Genomic DNA, 18,880 nt, shown 5'->3' with positions numbered 1-18,880 from the left:
CCCCCGTCACGGCCGAGCCGGCCGGGCGCATCGATGCAGGCAAGGAAAGCCGACCGCTTGACCCCGCTCCTCCAGGTCCAGGACATCAGCAAGGGCTTTCCCGGCGTGCAGGCCCTGACCGGGGTGGCGCTCGAGGTGCGTGCCGGGGAGTGCCATGCGCTGCTCGGCGAGAACGGCGCGGGCAAGTCGACCCTGCTCAAGATCCTGGCCGGCGCGCACCGGCCGGACACCGGCACCATCACCTTCGACGGCCGCCCGGTCGAGATCGCCCGGCCGGCGGATGCCCAGGCACTCGGCATCGTCACGATCTACCAGGAGTTCAACCTCCTGCCGAACCTGACGATCGCCGAGAACGTGTTCGTCGGCCGCGAGCCGACCCGCGGCCCGTTCGTCGACTGGAAGAAGCTGAACCAGCAAGCGCGGGAGGTGACCCGGCGGATCGGCCTGGATATGGATCCGCGCCGCCTGGTCAAGGACCTCTCGGTCGCCGAGCAGCAGATGGTCGAGATCGCCAAGGCGCTCTCGATGGAGGCCAGGCTCGTCATCATGGACGAGCCGACCGCCGCTTTGTCCGAGACCGAGGTCGAGCGCCTGTTCCGGATCATCGCCGACCTCAAGGCGCACGGCATTGCGGTCGTGTTCGTCACCCACCGGCTGGACGAGGTGATGCGCGCCTGTGACCGGGTCACCGTGCTGCGCGACGGCAAGCTGGTGGGCTCGGCCGAGGTGAAGGACATCCGGGTCGACGACATCATCCGCATGATGGTCGGCCGCGAGGTCGAACTGCATGGCCGGGGCGGCCGGGTCGCCCATCGCGGCGCCACCGTCCTGGAGGTGCAGAACCTGACCCGGATGGGCGATGCCAATGACCCGCATGCCGTGCGGGTGCGCGACGTGTCGCTCACCGCCCATGCCGGTGAGATCCTGGGCATTGGCGGGCTGATCGGGGCTGGCCGCACCGAGCTGGCCCGCGCCATCTTCGGCGCCGACCCGATCGATTCCGGCAAGGTCCTGATCGAGGGCCGGGAGGTCGCGATCACGACCCCGCAGGACGCCATCCGCCACGGCATCGGCCTGGTCCCGGAGGACCGCAAGCAGCAGGCCCTGTTCCTCTCGCTCGCCATCCGGCCGAACCTGTCGATGGCCGCGCTGGACGGGCTCACCGAGCGCCTGGGCTTCGTCTCGGGCAGCAAGGAACGCGCGCTGGTCGAGCGCTACCGGCAGAAACTGTCGATCCGCATGGCCAGCCAGGAGCAGCCGGTCGGCAACCTGTCCGGCGGCAACCAGCAGAAGGTGGTGCTGGCGCGCTGGCTGGCGCTCAATCCCAAGGTGCTGATCGTCGACGAGCCGACCCGCGGCATCGACATCGCCGCCAAGAACGAGGTCCATCACCTCCTGTTCGAGCTGGCCGAGGCCGGCATCGCGGTGATCGTGATCTCCTCGGAGATGCCGGAGCTGCTGCGGCTGGCCGACCGGATCGTCACCATGCGCGAGGGCCGGGTCACCGGCGAGCTCATGCGCGACCGGGCCACCGAGGAGAGCCTGATGCACCTGTTTACGCACAACCAGACGGCCGCCTGAGCCGGGAGCATTCTATCGTCATGGCCAGCGCGACCCAGACCGGCGAAACCAGGAATGGCGGCATCGACCTGTTCGGCCTGCTCGCCACCTATGCGCCGTTGATCTTCCTCCTGGTGCTGATGGGGATCTTCGCCTGGCTGGAGCCGCGCTTCCTCCTGCCGCTCAACCTGGTCAACGTCATGCGCCAGGTCTCGATCTACGGCCTGCTGGCGCTCGGCATGACCTTCGTCATCCTGACCGCCGGCATCGATCTGTCGATCGGCGCCATCGTGGCGTTCGCCGGCCTGGCCGCGGCCGCGGTCGCCAAGGGCGGGCTGGAGAACCGCTTTGCCGCCGGCGCCGATGCCTCCGCCCTGGGCTATGGCTGGCCGCTCGCCATGCTGGTCGCGATCCTGTTCGGCACCTTCGCAGGCGCCCTCCAGGGCTTTGCCATCACCCGGCTGAAGGTCCCCCCCTTCGTGGTGACGCTCGGCGGCATGTCCGCCTTCCGCGGTGCCGCCCTGCTCATGGCCGGCGGCGGTCCGATCTCCGGCTTCGATCCCGGCTACACCTGGTGGGGCCAGGGCTACCTGTTCACCCTGCCGCTGATCGGCCGGATCCCGGTGCCGGTGGTGGTGTTCCTCCTGTTCGCCGTGCTGGCCCATATCGTGCTGAGCTACACGCGCTACGGCCGGCATGTGTACGGCGTGGGCGGCAACCCGGAGGCCGCGCGCCTGTCCGGCCTGAACGTGCGCGGCATCACCATGTCGGTCTACGTGCTGATGGGCTTCATGGCCGGCCTGTCCGGCTTCATCCTCTCCGCCCGGCTGAACTCGGCCGAGGCGGTGGCCGGCATGGGCTACGAGCTGATCGTGATCGCCTCGGTGGTGATCGGCGGCACCAGCCTGTTCGGCGGCATCGGCACGATCTTCGGCACGGTGATCGGCACCATCCTGATCGGCGTGCTGCAGAACGGCCTCGTGCTCAACAATGTCAGCCCCTACGTCCAGCAGATCATCATCGGCCTGATCATCGTGCTGGCCGTGGCCTTCGACACCTTCGCCAAGTCACGGCGGCGGCGGGCCTGAGGGGGCTGTCAGCGCATCACGCAGGAGCAGGGACCGGCTGCGCTTGGTAGATGGTCCGAAGGTCGAACTGGATGGCCGTCAGGAGCCGGGGGTTGCGCACCACCCGGCGCACCGTGAGGTCGACCGGGCGCCCGAGCAGCGCCTCGAGGTCGAACAATAGCTGGAAGTAGGCGACCGATGGCTGGACGCCGCCATAGTCCGGCAGATAGTCCACCAGCAGATCTATGTCGCTCCTGGCCGGGTCGAAGTCGCCCCGCGCGGCCGAGCCGAACAGTTCCAGCCGCCGCACCCCATACTTGCCGCACAGTGCCCGGATCTCCGGCAGTCTGGCTTGACCGTCGGATACATCGCTCCTGCTCCCGGGCAGACGAGCCTGCCCCCCTCGACCATGCACCAGATGATGGCTGCCCGGTCAGTGGCCGATGGTGCGGTGCGGGAGGTCAGGCCGGCAGCACCTCGTCCTTCAGCCGGTACCAGGCATAGGCCGCCGCCAGCGCCGGCACGCGGAGGGACGGCAGGGGGAAGCGCTGTGGTGTGCGCTGGAAGCATTGCGGGAACGGCTCGTTGAAGCCGGCCCCGGCGATGCGGGCCGCCAGGAACTTGGCGGCGTAGCCGGACATCGCCACCCCGCTGCCGTGGCAGCCGAACAGGAAGCCGGTGTGCCGGTCCTCCGGGAACAGCCCGACCCTGCCCACCAGGTCGGCGGTCAGGCAGACGAAGCCGCGCCAGCGATGGGTGATCTCGACCTCCTTCCAGGCCGGGAACACCTGCGTCAGCCGCTTGTGCATGTAGTCGCCGTAGCGCTGTCCCGCCGCCTCGGTGGCGCTGGTCCCGCCGCGCCCGCCGAACAGGAGCCGTCCATCCTTCAGCAGGCGGATGTAGAACAGGAGGTTGCGGCTGTCCGCCACCGGCACGTCGGTGGTGTAGCCCTGCGCCTGCCGCTCCGCTTGCGTGAGCGGCCGGGTCACCAGGATGTTGGACAAGGCCGGCAGGGTCACCCCGTCGAAGCGCCCGTCCAGCCCCTCGGTGGTGAAGCCGTTGGTCGCGACCACCACGGTCCGGGCGCGCAGCCTGCCGCCATCCCTCGTGTGCAGCACGTGCTGGCCGCTGCCGTCGCGCTCCCACCGGACCACCGCGGAGTGAGGATGTACCCGCCCGCCATGGCTGCGCGCCAGGCCGAGCAGGCCGTAGGTGTATTTCAGGGGATGGAGGCCGGTCCCGTGCGGCACGTAGATCCCGCCATGCGCCTCGGGGCTGGCATAGCCCCGCTCCCGCAGCTCCTCCCTGGTGAAGACCGGCCAGTCCTCGCCGAACTGCGCCTTCATCGCGGCACTCTTGGCGCGCAGGCCCGCCATCCGGTCCGGCCGGTGCGCCACGATGTACTCGCCGCGACCGGCCAGATCGATCTCCAGCCCTTCGCTCCTGGCCACGTCGATCACGTAGTCGCACGCGGCTTTCTGCGCCTCGAACACGGTGCGGGCGTCGTCCTGGCCGAACGCGCGGGCGAGGTCGTCCAGCGAGCGCTTGGTGTAGCCCATGCTGACGAAGCCACCATTGCGCCCCGACGCCCCCCAGCCGATCTTGCCGGCATCCAGGGCCACCGCCTCGATCCCGTGGCGGCGGGTCAGGTGCCAGACCAGGGACAGGCCGGCGATGCCGCCGCCGATCACCGCGACCTCGGTCGTGGCCTCGCCGGTCAGCCTGCCATCGTCGTCGGGTTGTGGGCCGGCGGTGGCTTCCCACAGGCTCGGCACTGGCCGCTCGGTCGCGTAGATCGCGTCGTCGTAGATCCTGCTGCCGATCAGCGCCGTCATGAGGGCCACCTGGAAATCCGTCCGGGGCCGGACGATAGGCGCCTGCCGCCCTGGCGCAACCACCTGGACGACAGAAGGGCGTCCCGAGGCTGGTTGCCCGAGACGCCCCTTGTCGGCCTGCTCAGTAGTGACCGGCCAGCACGTCCTCCTCGCGACGGGTACCGATGGCCCCGCCCACCGCGGCGGCGATCGCCCCGATCACCAGCGCCCCGAAGCTCCACAGGGAGGCCGACGACAGGGTCTCGGCCGTCGCCTCGGTCGCTTGGCGCGCGGTCTCCTCGGCCTGCGTGCGCAGCTGCTCCGCCTCGTCCTGGAGCTGCTGGATGCGGGCCTCGGCCTCCTCCGGCGGGATGCCAGCCTGCTGCGCCACGATCTCCACCGCCCGCTGCCGGGCCTGGTCGGCGTCCTGCTGGCCGGTCAGCACCTGGCCCAGCAGGCCGGTCAGCTCGCGGCGCGCCTCTTCGGGCTCGGCCGGCACGTCGTTGCGGCGCAGGAGCTGGCCGACCCGCTGCTCGATCTGCTCAGGGGTGATCCCGGTCGCTTCGGCGGCCTGCGGCACCGCGGCGGCCACCGACTGGGCGGCGCCGGAGACTGCGTTGCTCATGAGGTTGAAGGCGCCGCCGAGCGCGGTGCCGGCCAGCGAGCTCAGGAGCCAGACCGAGACCAGCAGCACCGATGCCCAGGCGATCAGGCCGTGCAGGATCCCGTCGCGCCGCTCATAGACGCCGGACAGCCTGGCCGCGACATAGCCCGCACCGACCGTGGCGATCAGCCCGCTCACCACCCACCAGATCGCGGCACCCGTGCCGAGCGAGCTCAGCTGCGGCGTGCCCTCGGTCATCGGCTCGATCGTGGTGAGGCCGATCCCCAGCCCCAGCATCGAGAGGACCATGTGGATCGCCAGGGCGAACACCACGCCGGCGATGATCGCGCCCCAGGAGATCCGCTTGCGTGGCCGCGGCCCGCTCAGCGGCTCGGCCACCGCCAGCCGGTCGGTCCTGCCGAGTGTTGCCATCTTCGTCTGCTCCTGCATGGTTCCGCCCGGCGCGCCCGACTACGGCACGCTTCGGCGCTCCGCGTGAGCGCGGAGGTGCGCGTTCAACCAATGATTTCCTGGACGGTTCCGCTGAATTCTTCCATGGCGAACAGGTAGCGGCGAACCGGAAACCGCCGGCAGGCAGGCGGCACCCGGACCGGAAAGGATCATCCAGCTGGCAGAGCCATCACGCGACGTCGTTCTGGAGGGGCTGCATGCCCTCAAGCACGCCCTGCGCTTCGGTGGCCGGGTGCGCGAGGCGCTCACCCCCGACCCTGCCAAGGTCAGGGAGCTGGCGGCCCAGCTCTGCCCGGACCTCCTTGCGGAGCTGGACGGCCTGCTGGTGCAGGTGCCGACCGCGCGCTTCGCGGCATTGGCCGGGGGCGCCGTGCCGACCGGGGTGATCGCCCTGGCCGAGCCGCGCAGCCAGCCGCTCGCCGACGTGCTGGCGGTCAGCGGCAGCCCGATCGTGCTGCTCGACCGGCCGACCCATCACGGCAATGTCGGGGCGGTGGTCAGGGCCGCGGCGGCGGCGGACGCGGCGGCGGTGCTCACCACCGGCCCGCACGACCCCTGGCACCGCTCCTGCCTGCGCGGCTCGGCCGGGCTGCATTTCGCCCTGCCGGTCATGCGCATCGACGACCTGCCGCACCAGACCGGGCGGCCGCTGGTGGCGCTCGACCCGGACGGGGCCCCGCTCCGGCCGGGCTCGGTGCCGGACGATGCCATCCTCCTGTTCGGCTCGGAGCGGCGCGGGCTGGACGAGCGCTGGCGGCGGCGCGCGGAGCGGACCTTCTGCCTGCCGATGCGCCCGGGCGTGTCCAGCCTGAACCTCGCGACCTCGGTGGCCGCGGTGCTTTATCGCTGGCGGATCGACCGGGAGCGCGAGGGCGAGGCGCTCAGGCCGCGTCGTCGAAGCTGACCCGCCCGATCCAGGGCAGATGGCGGTAGCGCTCGGCCCAGTCGATCCCGTAGCCGACCACGAACCAGTCCTCGATGGTGAAGCCGATATGGTCGGCCTCGAACGGCACCTGGCGGCGCGACGGCTTGTCCAGCAGCGCGCAGGTCCGCACCGAGTTGGCGCCATGGGCGACCAGCAGGTCGCGGGTCCAGGCAAGGGTGCGCGCCGTGTCCTGGATGTCGTCCACCAGCAGCACGTCGCGGCCCCCGACACTGTCCGGCATGGCGCCGATCACCTTGACCGAGCCGGAGCTGCTGGTGCCGAGCCCATAGGAGCTGACCTGGAGGAACTCGATCTCCGGGCGCATCCCGTGCCGGTCCAGCGCGCGGGCGAGGTCGGCCATGAACACGAAGGCGCCTTTCAGGAGCCCCACCACCGTCACGTCCTTGGGCACCTCGGCGGCGATGGCCTCCGCCAGCTCGTCGACCCGGCGGGCGATGGCATCCGCCTGGAACAATGGCAGGACCCGGTGCGGGGGGTCGTCACGCAATGCTCGCTCTCCACAGGCAGGGCCCGGCCGTGGTACCCGATCCAGCCAGGAACGTCAGTCGCTCAATCACCCAGGAAGGGCGAACGATGCTCGATCATCTTTCCATCCGGGTGGCGGATCTGGCCAGGTCCCGCCGGATGTACGACGCCTGCCTGCCGGCACTCGGCTACCAGGTCGTGATGACCATCGACGACGCGCCCGACTTCAAGGGTGTCGGCTATGGCGGCGACAGCCACGAGCCGGGCTTCTGGATCGGCGCCTCGACAGATCCCGCCGACCCGCCGCCCGTGCCGATCGACGGCATGCACGTGGCCTTCGGCGCCAAGGACCGGCATTCGGTGGATGCCTGGTACCAGGCAGCTCTCGCCCATGGCGGGACGGACAACGGCCCGCCGGACATCCGCGCCCACTACCACCCGAACTATTATGCCGCCTATGTGATCGACCCGGATGGCTACCATCTGGAAGCGGTCTGCCATCTGGCCGCCTGAGCCATGCCCGAGGAAAGGCCCCGCCCATGCCCGCCGCCGTCCGGATCGACTTCGTGTCCGACATCGTCTGCCCATGGTGCGCAGTCGGCCTGTACGCCCTGGAGGAGGCGCTCCGGCGCCTGGAGGGCGAGGTGAAGGCCGAGATGCACTTCCAGCCCTTCGAGCTGAACCCGCACATGCCGAAGGGCGGCCAGGAGATCGTCGAGCACCTGACGGAGAAATACGGGATCACGCCCGAGCAGGTCGCGGCCAATGCCGAGGTGCTGCGCCAGCGTGGCGCTGCGGTCGGCTTCGAGTTCCGTGCCGGCGCCCGCCAGCGGACCTACAACAGCTTCGACGCCCACCGGCTGCTGCACTGGGCGGAGTTGGAGAACCGGGCGACCGCCCTCAAGCACGCGCTGCTGCGCGCCTACTTCACCCATGGCGAGAACATCGCCGACCACGCCGTGCTCGCCAGGCTCGCAGCCGAGGCCGGGCTGGACCAGGCGCAGGCGGAAGAGATCCTGGGCAGCGACCGTTATGCCTCGGAGGTGCGGGCGCAGGAGCAGCGCTTCACCGGGCTCGGCATCAGCGCGGTGCCCTCGGTCATCCTGAACGGCCGCCACCTGATCCAGGGCGGCCAGCCGCCGGAAATGTTCGAGCGGGCATTGCGGCAGGTCGCAGGCAAGGCCGCCTGATCCCCCACCGGCCCACACGGCAACGGCGCCGCCCCTCTACAGGAGCGACGCCGCTATCGGTTCAGGATGACGGGCCACCCGGAAAGGGCAGTCCGCCTGCCCTTCAGATGGTGCCCCGGCCGGTCCGGTCGGTGCCGAGGCCGGTCGTGCGGTCGTCCTCGATCTCGGCCTCGGTCTCGCGCACGGTGTCGCGGACGGTCTCGGTGCGGTTCTCGACCTCGCGATGGAGGCCGATCTCCTCCTTCACCCGCGCCACCTTGTCGACCACCGCCTCCTCGCTGCGCTCGGTGGCCTCGATGGTGCGCTCCTGGAACGCGTCGTCGCCGACGGTCGCAGCACGGTCGACCGGGCGGCGGTCGATGGTGACCCGCTCCTGGTGCAGGTTCACGTCCGCCTCGACCGGCCGCTCGACCACATAGGTGCGGATCCGCACCTTGCCGCCACTGACGTCGCGCTTGCCGACCCGCAGCTCCTCCTGGGCGAGCTGGACGGTCTGGTCGTCACCCGTGGTAGCGAGCCGATCGCTGCCGCCGAGATCGCCCGCATACCCGCCGGTCCCGGCCGTCGAGCCAAGGCCCGACGTGTCGCTCAGGCCGGCCGAAGCCGTACCGGCGCCGGCCAAGCCGGTGGTATCGGTGGTGTCGGTGAACGTGCTGCGGGTGCCGAGATCGCTGGAGCCCGCGCCATAGGCGCTGCCCGCCGTGCCGGCACCGACCGCCGCGGTATCGGCGCCATAGCTGCTGTCCGAGCGATAGCTCTCGCTGGTCCAGCCCTCGTTGCGCCAGTTGGCGCTGCGCTCGTCGAGGTCGATCGGGTCCGCCCGGTCCATGATCTCCTCGGCCTCGCGCTCCATGCCTTCGGGCACGTTGGCGATCAGCAGGTAGCCGCCGCGCCGCATGCCTTCCGAATAGAGCGAGCGATCCTCGTCGGGCATGAACAGGTCGCCCAGGCTCGCCCAGAAGCCCTTGCTCTCCTGCTCGACCGGCTGGCTGAGGTCATCCGTGCCACGGATGGTGATGTTCTCTTCCTGGATGCTGATCCCGATCAGCCCCTCGCGGGCAGCCTCGGCAGCGCCGCGCGTGTCATACAGAGCAGTGACGGTACTCATTTCGGTTCTCCTTCAATCGTCTCGGACGCAGCGGGGAGTTCTTCCCGCCGGATGGTCGCGTGCTCGGACCGCAGCGGCACTACCTGCCGCACGAGCTGCTTTTGGGCGGTGCGGGTGATCCGGAGCTCTTCCTTCAGGACAAGCTCCGTCCGCATCACGAGCCGTTCCTCGACCACGGGCACGATCACGACGCCATCCTCCTCCCGTATCGGAGGTACGGCCTCGATCACGGCGCCGACCGGCACGCGCTCGACCTGGATTTCTTCATGATCGAGCCAGGCTTCGACGGCATGCTGGCGGGTCTCGACTTGCGTCTCCACCACGACACGAGCACGATCTACTTGACGCACCCCAACTTCGACCTGCTCTTCGAGCAGTTCTACTTTCTGGTCGGCAGACGGAGTGCTGATCGCGTTGGACATGCCGTGTAAACGGCACTCGCCAGCGATAGTTCCGCAGATAGTTTGCTGTGATCGGCCAGTATCCGGCTGATTTCACACTATCGATTGCGCACAAGATTTTTACACGAGCCGGCGCAACTACTTGTTCTTCTCCCAGTGCGGCCGTCCCGGTCCCGCGGAGCGGCCGGCCCTGCCCTCGCACCGTGGGGGCAGCAGGCAGTTTCCCGCGCCAGCGGAAGGCGCTAAGTCCCAAAAGGACAGCGCAAACGAGTGTCCAGTGCCGATCCGCCCCGAGCGCCGCTACTTCTATCCGATCGACTGGCCGATCATCAGCCGGCAGATCCGCTTCGTGCGCGCCCGGGGCCGCTGCGAGGCCTGCGCCCGCCCGCATGGCCGGCTGATCTGCCAGTTGGCCGACGGGCGCTGGTTCGACGAGATGAGCGGACAATGGCTGGACGACCAGGGCCAGCAGGTGCCCTGGCCCGACATCGTCGACCTCGCCTTGCAGCGGCAGCGGCGCATCTGGCTCGGCACTGCCCACCTGGACCACGATCCCGGCAATTCCAACGGCGGCAACCTGAAGGCGTTCTGTCAGCGCTGCCACCTGCGCCACGACCGGGCGGCCAATATCCTGCGGCGGCGGGCGCGTGCCCGCGCCAGGCGCGCCCTGGGCGACCTGTTCACCGGACCGAACCCGATCCTGTGAATCCGGCTCAGGCCGAGGCGGGGCAGGCCACGCCGGTGCCGCCCAGGCCGCAATAGCCCCAGGGTTTCTTCGCCAGGTACTGCTGGTGCTCGTTCTCAGCATAGTAGAAGCGGGTAGCCCCGCCGATCGTCGTGGTCACCGGCCCCAGCCCGCGTGCCGCCAGCCGCATCTGGTAGGCCGCCAGCATCCGCCCTGCGAGCGCCCGGTCGTCCGGGTCATCGAGGAAGATGCAGGAACGGTACTGGCTGCCGACATCGTTGCCCTGGCGCATGCCCTGGGTCGGGTCGTGCCCCTCGAAGAAGCGGCGCAGCAGCTCGGCGAGCGTTACTTGGTGCGGATCGTAAACAACCTGGACGGCTTCGGCATGGCCGGTGCCTTCGCTGCACACTTCCCAGTAGGTGGGATTGGGCGTGGTGCCGCCGGCATAGCCGACCGCCGTCACCCAGACGCCCGGGACCTGCCAGAACAGCCGCTCTGCCCCCCAGAAGCAGCCCATGCCGACCAGCAGGGAACGGCAGCCTTCCGGCCAGGGCGGCGCCAGGGAGCGGCCGCTCACATGGTGGAGCCCCGGCAGTTCCAGCGGCTCCGCGCGGCCGGGCACCCAATCGGTACCGGCAGACCACTTCCTGCGGAGGAACGAGAAACCGAACATGGCTGTTCCGATCCGGCCCCGGCCTGATCGGGATGGGTCGTCAGGCGCTTCCTGCCGGGGTCATGTACTCGATCCGGCCGAGCAGCCCGACGCGGCGGCGCTGGATCGGCGGCCGCGACGCCCAGAAGCTGACCCGACGCTCGATCCGCTCCACCCGCGCATCCCAGGGTGAATAAAGACTGGTTCCGGACAGCGTCGCTGTCTCCGGCTCCAGTTGCGCCTCAGGCCTGCGTACCAGCACCCTTCCGGCCTCCCCTGAATAGCCATGCCCGACTAATGTCGTTGGCCGGCCTGCCGCGGGAATAGTGTATACTGCGTCTTGCCAGACACAGTATCCATTAGCCCGGGTAGCGCAAATAGGGCGCCGCATTGCAAATCGGTCATGTGCCGGCGAGCAGCGCATCACGGAGCAGCGGCAGCAGCCAGACCAGGATCGGGAAGGTGACGACCGTCGAGACCACGATGGTGGCGCCGGCCTCGCCCACCGCCGTGTCGTAGCGCACCGAGAACAGGTAGGCGTTGATCCCGGCCGGCATCGCCGCGGTGACGATCGCCACCGCCCGCGCCATCGGGTCGAGCGGGACCACCCAGGTGGTCATGGCGAACACCAGGAGCGGGAACAGCAGGTTCTTGAACAGGCACAGCACCAGCGCCTCCCGCCACAGGGCGCCCAAGCGGAAGCGGGCGAGGTTGGCGCCCAGCGCGAACAGCGCCATCGGCATCGCCGCCTGGCCGAGAAAGGCCGCGGTGCGGTCCAGGGCCGCCGGCACCGGCACGGGCGAGAGGCGCAGCAGCAGCCCGGTGGCGAGGCCCACCAGGATCGGGTTGGTGATCAGGCTGCGGGCGACCGAGCTCGGCAGCTTGCGCAGCTCACCGGCAGCACCGATGCCGAGCTCGGCCGACACGGTGGTGAGGGTGAACAGCGTGGCGCTGTGGAACGCGATCAGCAGGAACAGCGGCACGGCCCCCTGGTCGCCGAACACGCCGATGGTGATCGGCACGGACAGGACCAGCACGTTGCCGAAGCAGGCGGTGATGCCGAAGATCGCGGGCTTGGCGCCGCGCGCCGCGAAGAAGTGCCGGCCGACCCAGGCGGACAGGCCGAACACCGCGAAGGCGCAGCCGAAATAGACCAGGACCAGCCGCCACTCGACCTGGGCGGGCAGCTCCACGGTGAGCATCTGCCGGGCCAGCATGATCGGCAGGGCCACGTCGAACACGAAGCGCGAGATGCCCTGGACCTGCTGGTCCTGCACCAGCCGGACGCCGGCCAGGACGCGGCCCAGCAGGACCAGCGCATAGACCGGCACGAGATGGTCGATGAGGATCTGGGACAAGGGGCACCGCCTGGCTGGGCGGCCAGCTAGACCAGCGCCATTGGACCCGGCAAGCAGGGCCGGCGCATGGCGGCCCTGCTGATCAATCGGTCAGACGAGGCTGCCGTGGCAGGCCTTGTACTTCTTGCCCGAGCCGCAGGGGCAGGGCGCGTTGCGGGACACCCGCCCCCAGGTGGACGGATCGTCCGGATCGATGGCCATGCTCCCGGCCTCGACACCGGCGGCACCGGCCATCGCCATGGCCGAGTTGCGCGCCAGGGCGGACACGCCGCCGGACCTGCCACGCGGAGCATCCAGCTCGGTATCCGCGAACTGGGTCGGCGGCGGCGGGGGCGGCTCGATGCGCACCTCGAGCTGCATCATGACCTGGGTCACCATCTGGCGCAGCTCGACCAGCAGGGCGTCGAACAGGTCGAACGCTTCCCGCTTGTACTCGTTCAGCGGGTCCTTCTGGCCATAGCCGCGCAGGTAGATGCCCTGGCGCAGATGGTCCAGGTGGAGCAGGTGGTCCTTCCAGACATGGTCCAGCACCTGGAGCAGCAGGCTCTTCTCGGCCTGACGCATCACGTCCGGGCCGTAGCGCTCGACCTTGGCGGCATAATGGGCATCGGCGGCCTCGCTCAGGCGCCGGACGATCTCCTCCTCGGCGATCCCCTCCTCCTTGGCCCATTCGGCCACGGGCAGGTCGAGGGCCAGGTAGCGGCGCACGTCGGCGGTCAGGCCCTCGGTGTCCCACTGCTCCGGATAGGCCTTCTCGGGGATGTGCTTGCGCACGATCTCGTCGATGGTCTGCGCGCGCATGTCAGTGATCGTGTCGGCGACGTCCTCGGCCTGCATCAGCTCGAGCCGCTGCTCGTAGATGACCTTGCGCTGGTCGTTCATGACATCGTCGAACTTCAAGAGCTGCTTGCGGATCTCGAAGTTGCGCGCCTCGACCTTCTGCTGCGCCTTCTCCAGCGCCTTGTTGATCCAGGGATGGACGATCGCCTCGCCTTCCTTCAGGCCCAGCTTCTGCAGCATCCCGTCGATGCGCTCGGAGCCGAAGATCCGCATCAGGTCGTCGTCGAGCGACAGGAAGAACTTGGAGCGCCCGGGGTCGCCCTGCCGGCCGGAGCGGCCACGCAGCTGGTTGTCGATCCGCCGGCTCTCGTGGCGCTCCGTGCCCAGCACGTAGAGCCCGCCCGCCTCCTTGACCCGCGCCTGCTCGGCCTCGACCTCGGCCTGGATCCGCGCCGCCCCTTCCGGATCGGGGTTGTCGCCCAGCTCGTGCTGGATGCGCATCTCGGCATTGCCGCCGAGCTGGATGTCGGTGCCGCGCCCGGCCATGTTGGTGGCGATGGTCACCGCCCCCAGCCGCCCCGCCTGGGCCACGATATAGGCTTCCTGCTCGTGGTAGCGGGCGTTCAGGACCTGGTGCGGGACCTTCTTCTTCTTCAGCTCGTCGGACAGCATCTCCGACTTCTCGATCGAGACCGTGCCGACCAGGATCGGCTGGCCCTTCTTGTGAGCCTCCTCGATCTCCAGGACGATCGCCTCGTACTTCTCGCGCGCCGAGCGGTAGACCTCGTCGTCCTCGTCCTGGCGCACCAGCTTGCGGTGCGTCGGGATCACGGCCACGTCGAGCTTGTAGATCTCGGCGAACTCGGCGGCCTCGGTGGCGGCCGTACCGGTCATGCCGGACAGCTTCTCGTAGAGCCGGAAATAGTTCTGGAAGGTGATCGACGCGAGGGTCTGGTTCTCCGGCTGGATCGCGACCTTCTCCTTGGCCTCGATTGCCTGGTGCAGCCCCTCCGAATAGCGGCGCCCTTCCATCATGCGCCCGGTGAACTCGTCGACGATGACGATCTTGCCGTTCTTGACGACATATTCGACATCGCGGGTGAACAGGTGATGCGCCCGCAGCGCCTGGTTCACGTGGTGGACCAGGCTGACATTCTCGATGTCGTAGAGATCCGGCGCCTTGAGCAGGCCGGCCTTCTCCAGAAGCTCCTGGATATGCTCCTGGCCCTGCTCGGAGAGCGAGACCGAGCGCTGCTTCTCGTCCTTCTCCCAGTCACCCTCGACCAGCAGCGGCATGATCGCGTCGACTGCGCGGTAGAGCTCGGAACTGTCCTCGGCGGGCCCGCTGATGATCAGCGGCGTGCGCGCCTCGTCGACCAGGATGCTGTCGACCTCGTCCACGATCGCGAAGCCGTGCCCGCGCTGGACCATCGAGTCGACGCTGTGCTTCATGTTGTCGCGCAGGTAGTCGAAGCCCAGCTCGTTGTTCGTGCCGTAGGTGATGTCGCAGCGATAGGCGTCGCGCCGCTCCTGCTCAGGCGTCTGCGGCACGACCACGCCGACCGTGAGGCCCAAAAAGCGGTGGACCTTGCCCATCCAGCCGGCGTCACGCCTTGCCAGGTAGTCGTTCACCGTGACGACGTGGACGCCCTTGCCGGTCAGCGCGTTCAGGTAGGCCGCCAGCGTCGAGACCAGGGTCTTGCCCTCGCCCGTGCGCATCTCGGCGATCTTGCCCTGGTGCAGCACCATGCCGCCGATGAGCTGCACGTCGTAGTGGCGCTGGCCGAGCGTGCGCTTGGCCGCCTCGCGCACGGTGGCGAACGCCTCGACCAGGAGGTCGTCCAGCGTTTCCCCGCCGGCCAGCCGGCTCTTGAATTCGTCGGTCTTCGCCCGAAGTTGCTCGTCGGTGAGGGCCACCATCTGCGGCTCCAGCGCATTGATGGCGTCGACGTTCTTCTTCAGGCTCTTGATGACACGGTCGTTGTGCGACCCGAAGAGCCGCCTTGCGATGGCGCCGAACATGCCGCTGGGAAATCCCGCCAAAGAGTGGACCAGGCGCAGCCTGCGCCCGACCAGGGTCGGTGAGCTACGCCGTCATCCCAAAGGTGTCAACGCGACCCTGCTTGTGCAAGCCTGCCTGTGATGGCACCAGTCCATTCCGCTCAGGCCATCTTCCGGCCAACGACATGAAGAGGAGCACCATCGGTGCGTCTAGCGGTATTCGGCGTTTCCTTCCTCCTGGCCACGAGTGCGCTCGTCCATGCCCAGGAATCGGCGCCCGCCCCGGCCGAGGCCCAGACCCAGGCCGCCCCGGCCACGCCTGCCGGGGACCCGGTGGTCGCCCGGGTGAACGGTGAGGAGATCCGCCGTTCCGACGTCCAGCGCTTCCAGGAAAGCCTGCCCGAGCAGTATCGCAGTATGCCGCTCGAGATGGTGTTCGACCCGCTGCTGAACCGGGTGATCGACACCCGCCTGCTCGCCGAGAAGGCCGAGGCCGACGGCATCGCCGCCGAGCCGGCCGTGCAGGCCAAGGTTCAGGAAGCGCAGCAGGGCATCCTGCGCGACGAGCTGCTGCGCCGCGCAGTCGACGCCGCGACTGCTCCGGAGCAGCTCCAGGCAGCGTTCGATGCGGCCAAGGGCGAGGAGGGTTTTACGCTGGAGGAGGTGCGCGCCGCGCACATCCTGGTGGAGACGCCCGAGGCGGCCAGCGAGATCATCGCCCGGCTGGACAAGGGCGAGGCATTCGCCGAGGTGGCGAAGAGCACGTCGAAGGACCCGGGCAGCGCCCAGCAGGGCGGCGAGCTCGGCTGGTTCACCCGCGACAAGATGGTCCCGGAGTTCGCCACCGCCGCGTTCGCCATGGAGCCCGGCAGCTATTCCAAGGAGCCGGTCCAGTCGCAGTTCGGCTACCACGTGATCCTGCTGGAAGAGAAGCGGACTCGCGAGCCGAGCATGGAGGAGATGCGCGAGGAGCTGTTCCAGGAGAACGCGCGCAAGGCGATCGAGGCGACCGTGGCCGACGCGCGCGAGGGTGTCACGATCGAGAAGTTCAACCCGGACGGCTCCACCCCCGCACCCGCGGGCGAGGCAGCGCCCACGGAGGGTGGTGCTGCGGCGCCGGCCGAGTAAGACTCCCGGCCGAGCAACGCTTCACACCGAGAACCGTCGATGAGCCTTCCCGTCTCGCCGCTGGCACCCGAACGCCTGCCGGACCTTCCTCCGATCGCCGGCGTGCGCTTCGCCAGCGCCGAGACCGGGATGCGCTACAAGAACCGCAAGGACCTGCTGCTCGCGGCGTTCGACCCCGGTACCGCCGTGGCCGGGGTGTTCACCCAGAACGTCGTGTGCGGCCACCCGGTCACCTGGTGCCGCCAAGTCCTGCCGGGCGGCCGCGCCCGAGCACTGGTGGTCAATGCCGGCAACGCCAACGTGTTCCGCGGTGCCGAGGGCGACCGGGCGGTGCGGGTCGAGGCGGAGGCGGCCGCGGCTGCCCTGGGCTGCCCGCCGGAGGAGGTGTTCGTCGCCTCCACCGGGGTCATCGGCATGAAGCTCGACGCGGAGCTGATCGCCCGCCATCTGCCGGAGTTGGCCGGGCGGCTGGACCCCGCCGCCATGGCGGATGCCGCGCATACCATCGTCACCACCGACACCTTCCCCAAGGGGGCGGTGCGCCGGGTCGAGATCGACGGCCGCACCGTCACGCTCGCCGGCATTTGCAAGGGTTCCGGCATGATCGCGCCCAACATGGCGACCATGCTGGCCTTCCTGTTCACCGACGCGGCGGTGGCCCCGGGCGCGCTCCAGGCCATGCTCCAGGCGGCCGCCGACCGGTCGTTCAACTGCGTGACCGTCGACAGCGACACCTCCACCTCCGATACGCTGCTGTGCTTCGCCACCGGCAAGGCCGGCAACCCGCCGATCGAGGCCGAGCATGGCCCGTTCGCCGATGCGCTCGTCGAGCTGTGCACCGACCTGGCGATCCAGGTCGCCAAGGACGGCGAGGGTGCGCAGAAGCTGATCACCGTCACGGTGGAAGGTGCTGCCGACGACCGGTCGGCGCGCCGGCTGGCCATGGCGGTCGCCGATTCGCCCCTGGTCAAGACCGCGGTGGCCGGCGAGGACGCCAACTGGGGCCGGGTCGCCATGGCGGTGGGCAAGGTCGGCCTGCCGATCGAGCTGGACGCCCTGACCATCGCGTTCGGCGGCATGGCGGTCGCCAAGGACGGCGGTGCCGTCGCCGACCTGGACGAGACCCCGGTGACCCGGCACCTGAAGGGCCGGGACGTGCGCATCGACGTCCGCGTCGGCAGCGGGCCCGGCCGGGCCAGGGTGTGGACCTGTGACCTCACCCACGGCTACATCGACATCAACGGCAGCTACCGTTCCTGACCGTCCAGCCGCGTCTGCAGATCCCTTGCCCTCTCCTGTAAATGTAAAGCCGATCGTCCTCGTGGTCGCCTGCGCGCTCGTCGATCCCGACGGGCGTGTGCTGGTGGCCCAGCGCCCCGAAGGCAAGCCCATGGCCGGCCTGTGGGAGTTCCCCGGCGGCAAGGTCCAGCCGGGCGAGAGCCCGGAAGCAGCATTGATCCGTGAGCTGGAGGAGGAGCTGGGTGTGTCCACCCATGCGAGCTGCCTGGCCCCCCTCACCTTCGCCTCGCATGCCTATGAGAGCTTCCACCTGCTGATGCCGCTCTATGTCTGCCGCCGCTGGCACAACGAGCCGGTGGGCCGGGAGCACCAGGCGCTGCGCTGGGTCCGGCCGCAGCGCCTGCACGAGCTGGTCATGCCTGCCGCCGACCTGCCCCTGATCGCCCCCTTATGCGACCTGCTCTGACCCATGGAGATGGTCGTCGGGGTGGCACTCCCCTTCTTCGCCGTGCTGATGTGCGGGTTCCTGGCGCGGCGGCTGCGCATCCTGGACGATTACGGCGTCCGCGGGCTCAACGCCTTCGTCTACTGGTTCGCCCTGCCGGCCCTGCTGTTCTGGCGGGTCGCGGAAACCCCGTTCGCCCGGCTCTCCGACCCGACCTTCTACCTCGTCTATGAGGGCAGCGGCCTGGTCCTCTACGGCTTGGTCTTCGCTTTGGTCCATCTGGTGCTGCGCCGCTCGCGCGCCGAGAGTGCGCTGGCAGCACTCGCATCGAGCTGGGGCAATGTCGGCTACATGGGCGTGCCGCTGCTGCTGGCAGCCTACGCGCCCGAGCAGTCCATGCCGGCGGTGATCGCGACCGCGCTGGACAATATCGTCCTGCAGACCCTGGCCGTGGCGATCATCGAATCCAGCGGCGGCACCAGCGGCCGGCGCTTGGGCATGCTCGGCATTCTGCGCGGGATCTTCACCAATCCCCTGATCGTCGCGGTGATCGCCGGCTTCGTGGTCGCCTTCCTGGAGCTGGAGCTGCCCTCCCCGATCCTGGGCTTCCTCGCCCTGCTCGGCCCGGCATCCGGCCCCGGCGCCCTCTTCGCACTCGGCGCCACGCTCACCGGCGGCTTCGGCCCCAGCCGCGACCTGGGCCTCGCCGGCACCATCGTCATCGCCAAGCTGGTGGGCCTGCCCGCCCTGATGATGTTCACCCTGACGCTGATCCCCCTGCCCGACGACCTGGTCGAGCCGACCCTGATCACCGCGGCCCTGCCGACCGCCGCCAGCGTGTTCGTGCTGGCCCAGCGCTACCAGATCCTGGAGCGGCCGATCGCGCTCGTGGTGTTCGCCAGCCACCTGCTCGCCATCGCCACGCTGACCGGGCTGCTCGTGCTGCTGTAGCGGCTGTGATGAACC

Annotated in this window: 20 protein-coding genes; 10 read left to right on the top strand and 10 right to left on the bottom strand. The window is 69.4% G+C overall.

The window, feature by feature from the left end:
* Positions 1-57: 57 nt before the first annotated feature.
* Together HLA95_RS21305 and HLA95_RS21300 are read left to right on the top strand one after the other, a co-directional pair.
* Positions 58-1,581: a sugar ABC transporter ATP-binding protein gene (locus tag HLA95_RS21305; protein WP_222184450.1), complete on the top strand. Its 1,524-nt coding sequence runs from the start codon at positions 58-60 to the stop codon at positions 1,579-1,581.
* A gap of 20 nt (positions 1,582-1,601) precedes the next feature.
* On the top strand, positions 1,602-2,648 hold the full coding sequence (locus HLA95_RS21300; RefSeq protein ID WP_191059740.1) for an ABC transporter permease: 1,047 nt from the start codon (positions 1,602-1,604) through the stop codon (positions 2,646-2,648).
* Positions 2,649-2,664: 16 nt separating this feature from the next.
* Here the strand turns inward: HLA95_RS21300 and HLA95_RS21295 are convergent, their stop codons facing one another.
* From HLA95_RS21295 to HLA95_RS21285, 3 genes are all read right to left on the bottom strand, one after another.
* Entirely contained in the window at positions 2,665-3,042 is a 378-nt protein-coding gene (locus tag HLA95_RS21295; RefSeq protein ID WP_223861511.1) for a nucleotidyltransferase family protein, read from the bottom strand.
* A gap of 46 nt (positions 3,043-3,088) precedes the next feature.
* Positions 3,089-4,462 (bottom strand): NAD(P)/FAD-dependent oxidoreductase, encoded by a 1,374-nt coding sequence (locus tag HLA95_RS21290; RefSeq protein WP_191059741.1) that lies wholly within the window; start codon positions 4,460-4,462, stop codon positions 3,089-3,091.
* Between the two features lie 121 nt (positions 4,463-4,583).
* On the bottom strand, positions 4,584-5,477 hold the full coding sequence (locus HLA95_RS21285) for a hypothetical protein (RefSeq protein WP_222184449.1): 894 nt from the start codon (positions 5,475-5,477) through the stop codon (positions 4,584-4,586).
* A gap of 187 nt (positions 5,478-5,664) precedes the next feature.
* Here HLA95_RS21285 and HLA95_RS21280 point away from each other — a divergent pair, with 187 nt between their 5' ends.
* Positions 5,665-6,420, top strand: coding sequence for a TrmH family RNA methyltransferase (locus HLA95_RS21280; RefSeq protein ID WP_370467510.1), 756 nt, complete (start codon positions 5,665-5,667; stop codon positions 6,418-6,420).
* Here the strand turns inward: HLA95_RS21280 and hpt are convergent.
* Positions 6,398-6,949, bottom strand: a complete 552-nt coding sequence (hpt, locus tag HLA95_RS21275) for a hypoxanthine phosphoribosyltransferase (RefSeq protein ID WP_191058217.1) — start codon at positions 6,947-6,949, stop codon at positions 6,398-6,400. The two genes, HLA95_RS21280 and hpt, sit on opposite strands and share 23 nt — an antisense overlap.
* Before the next feature lie 86 nt (positions 6,950-7,035).
* Here hpt and HLA95_RS21270 point away from each other — a divergent pair, with 86 nt between their 5' ends.
* Together HLA95_RS21270 and HLA95_RS21265 are read left to right on the top strand one after the other, a co-directional pair.
* Positions 7,036-7,440 carry a VOC family protein gene (locus tag HLA95_RS21270; protein WP_191058218.1) on the top strand — a complete coding sequence of 135 codons (405 nt, stop codon included), beginning with the start codon at positions 7,036-7,038 and terminating at the stop codon, positions 7,438-7,440.
* 26 nt (positions 7,441-7,466) lie between these two features.
* Positions 7,467-8,117 (top strand): DsbA family oxidoreductase, encoded by a 651-nt coding sequence (locus tag HLA95_RS21265; protein WP_191058219.1) that lies wholly within the window; start codon positions 7,467-7,469, stop codon positions 8,115-8,117.
* A gap of 103 nt (positions 8,118-8,220) precedes the next feature.
* Here HLA95_RS21265 and HLA95_RS21260 read toward each other — a convergent pair whose 3' ends face one another.
* Both HLA95_RS21260 and HLA95_RS21255 read right to left on the bottom strand, forming a co-directional pair.
* The gene (locus HLA95_RS21260; protein WP_191058220.1) at positions 8,221-9,225 is read right to left on the bottom strand and encodes a YsnF/AvaK domain-containing protein; all 1,005 of its coding nucleotides are present in this window, start codon (positions 9,223-9,225) and stop codon (positions 8,221-8,223) included.
* The gene (locus HLA95_RS21255; RefSeq protein ID WP_191058221.1) at positions 9,222-9,647 is read right to left on the bottom strand and encodes a YsnF/AvaK domain-containing protein; all 426 of its coding nucleotides are present in this window, start codon (positions 9,645-9,647) and stop codon (positions 9,222-9,224) included. The genes HLA95_RS21260 and HLA95_RS21255 overlap by 4 nt, the downstream gene beginning before the upstream one ends.
* A 256-nt stretch (positions 9,648-9,903) precedes the next feature.
* Here HLA95_RS21255 and HLA95_RS21250 point away from each other — a divergent pair, with 256 nt between their 5' ends.
* Positions 9,904-10,332 (top strand): hypothetical protein, encoded by a 429-nt coding sequence (locus HLA95_RS21250; RefSeq protein ID WP_191058222.1) that lies wholly within the window; start codon positions 9,904-9,906, stop codon positions 10,330-10,332.
* Between the two features lie 7 nt (positions 10,333-10,339).
* On the opposite strand, the gene msrA is transcribed toward HLA95_RS21250, so the two are convergent.
* From msrA to secA, 4 genes are all read right to left on the bottom strand, one after another.
* A complete protein-coding gene (gene msrA / locus HLA95_RS21245; protein WP_191058223.1) occupies positions 10,340-10,984 on the bottom strand; it encodes a peptide-methionine (S)-S-oxide reductase MsrA in 645 nt (214 codons plus the stop codon).
* Positions 10,985-11,024: 40 nt separating this feature from the next.
* Positions 11,025-11,225 carry a hypothetical protein gene (locus HLA95_RS21240; RefSeq protein ID WP_191058224.1) on the bottom strand — a complete coding sequence of 67 codons (201 nt, stop codon included), beginning with the start codon at positions 11,223-11,225 and terminating at the stop codon, positions 11,025-11,027.
* 139 nt (positions 11,226-11,364) lie between these two features.
* On the bottom strand, positions 11,365-12,321 hold the full coding sequence (locus tag HLA95_RS21235; RefSeq protein WP_191058225.1) for an AEC family transporter: 957 nt from the start codon (positions 12,319-12,321) through the stop codon (positions 11,365-11,367).
* 90 nt (positions 12,322-12,411) lie between these two features.
* Positions 12,412-15,123: a preprotein translocase subunit SecA gene (gene secA, locus HLA95_RS21230; RefSeq protein WP_191058226.1), complete on the bottom strand. Its 2,712-nt coding sequence runs from the start codon at positions 15,121-15,123 to the stop codon at positions 12,412-12,414.
* A gap of 183 nt (positions 15,124-15,306) precedes the next feature.
* Between secA and HLA95_RS21225 the strand changes: the two genes are divergently transcribed.
* The 4 genes from HLA95_RS21225 to HLA95_RS21210 are packed head-to-tail and all read left to right on the top strand — an operon-like array spanning position 15,307 to position 18,865.
* Complete coding sequence (locus HLA95_RS21225) at positions 15,307-16,230, top strand: peptidylprolyl isomerase (RefSeq protein WP_191058227.1); 924 nt, start codon at positions 15,307-15,309, stop codon at positions 16,228-16,230.
* A gap of 39 nt (positions 16,231-16,269) precedes the next feature.
* Positions 16,270-17,490, top strand: a complete 1,221-nt coding sequence (argJ, locus tag HLA95_RS21220) for a bifunctional glutamate N-acetyltransferase/amino-acid acetyltransferase ArgJ (RefSeq protein ID WP_191058228.1) — start codon at positions 16,270-16,272, stop codon at positions 17,488-17,490.
* A gap of 25 nt (positions 17,491-17,515) precedes the next feature.
* The gene (locus tag HLA95_RS21215; RefSeq protein ID WP_191058229.1) at positions 17,516-17,935 is read left to right on the top strand and encodes a (deoxy)nucleoside triphosphate pyrophosphohydrolase; all 420 of its coding nucleotides are present in this window, start codon (positions 17,516-17,518) and stop codon (positions 17,933-17,935) included.
* A gap of 3 nt (positions 17,936-17,938) precedes the next feature.
* Positions 17,939-18,865 carry an AEC family transporter gene (locus tag HLA95_RS21210; protein WP_191058230.1) on the top strand — a complete coding sequence of 309 codons (927 nt, stop codon included), beginning with the start codon at positions 17,939-17,941 and terminating at the stop codon, positions 18,863-18,865.
* The last annotated feature ends 15 nt before the right edge of the window (positions 18,866-18,880 follow it).

Origin of the sequence: Geminicoccus harenae (assembly GCF_019800005.1) — a bacterium.
GTDB lineage: Bacteria > Pseudomonadota > Alphaproteobacteria > Geminicoccales > Geminicoccaceae > Geminicoccus > Geminicoccus harenae.
This window is presented reverse-complemented; position numbering and strand designations above follow the sequence as displayed.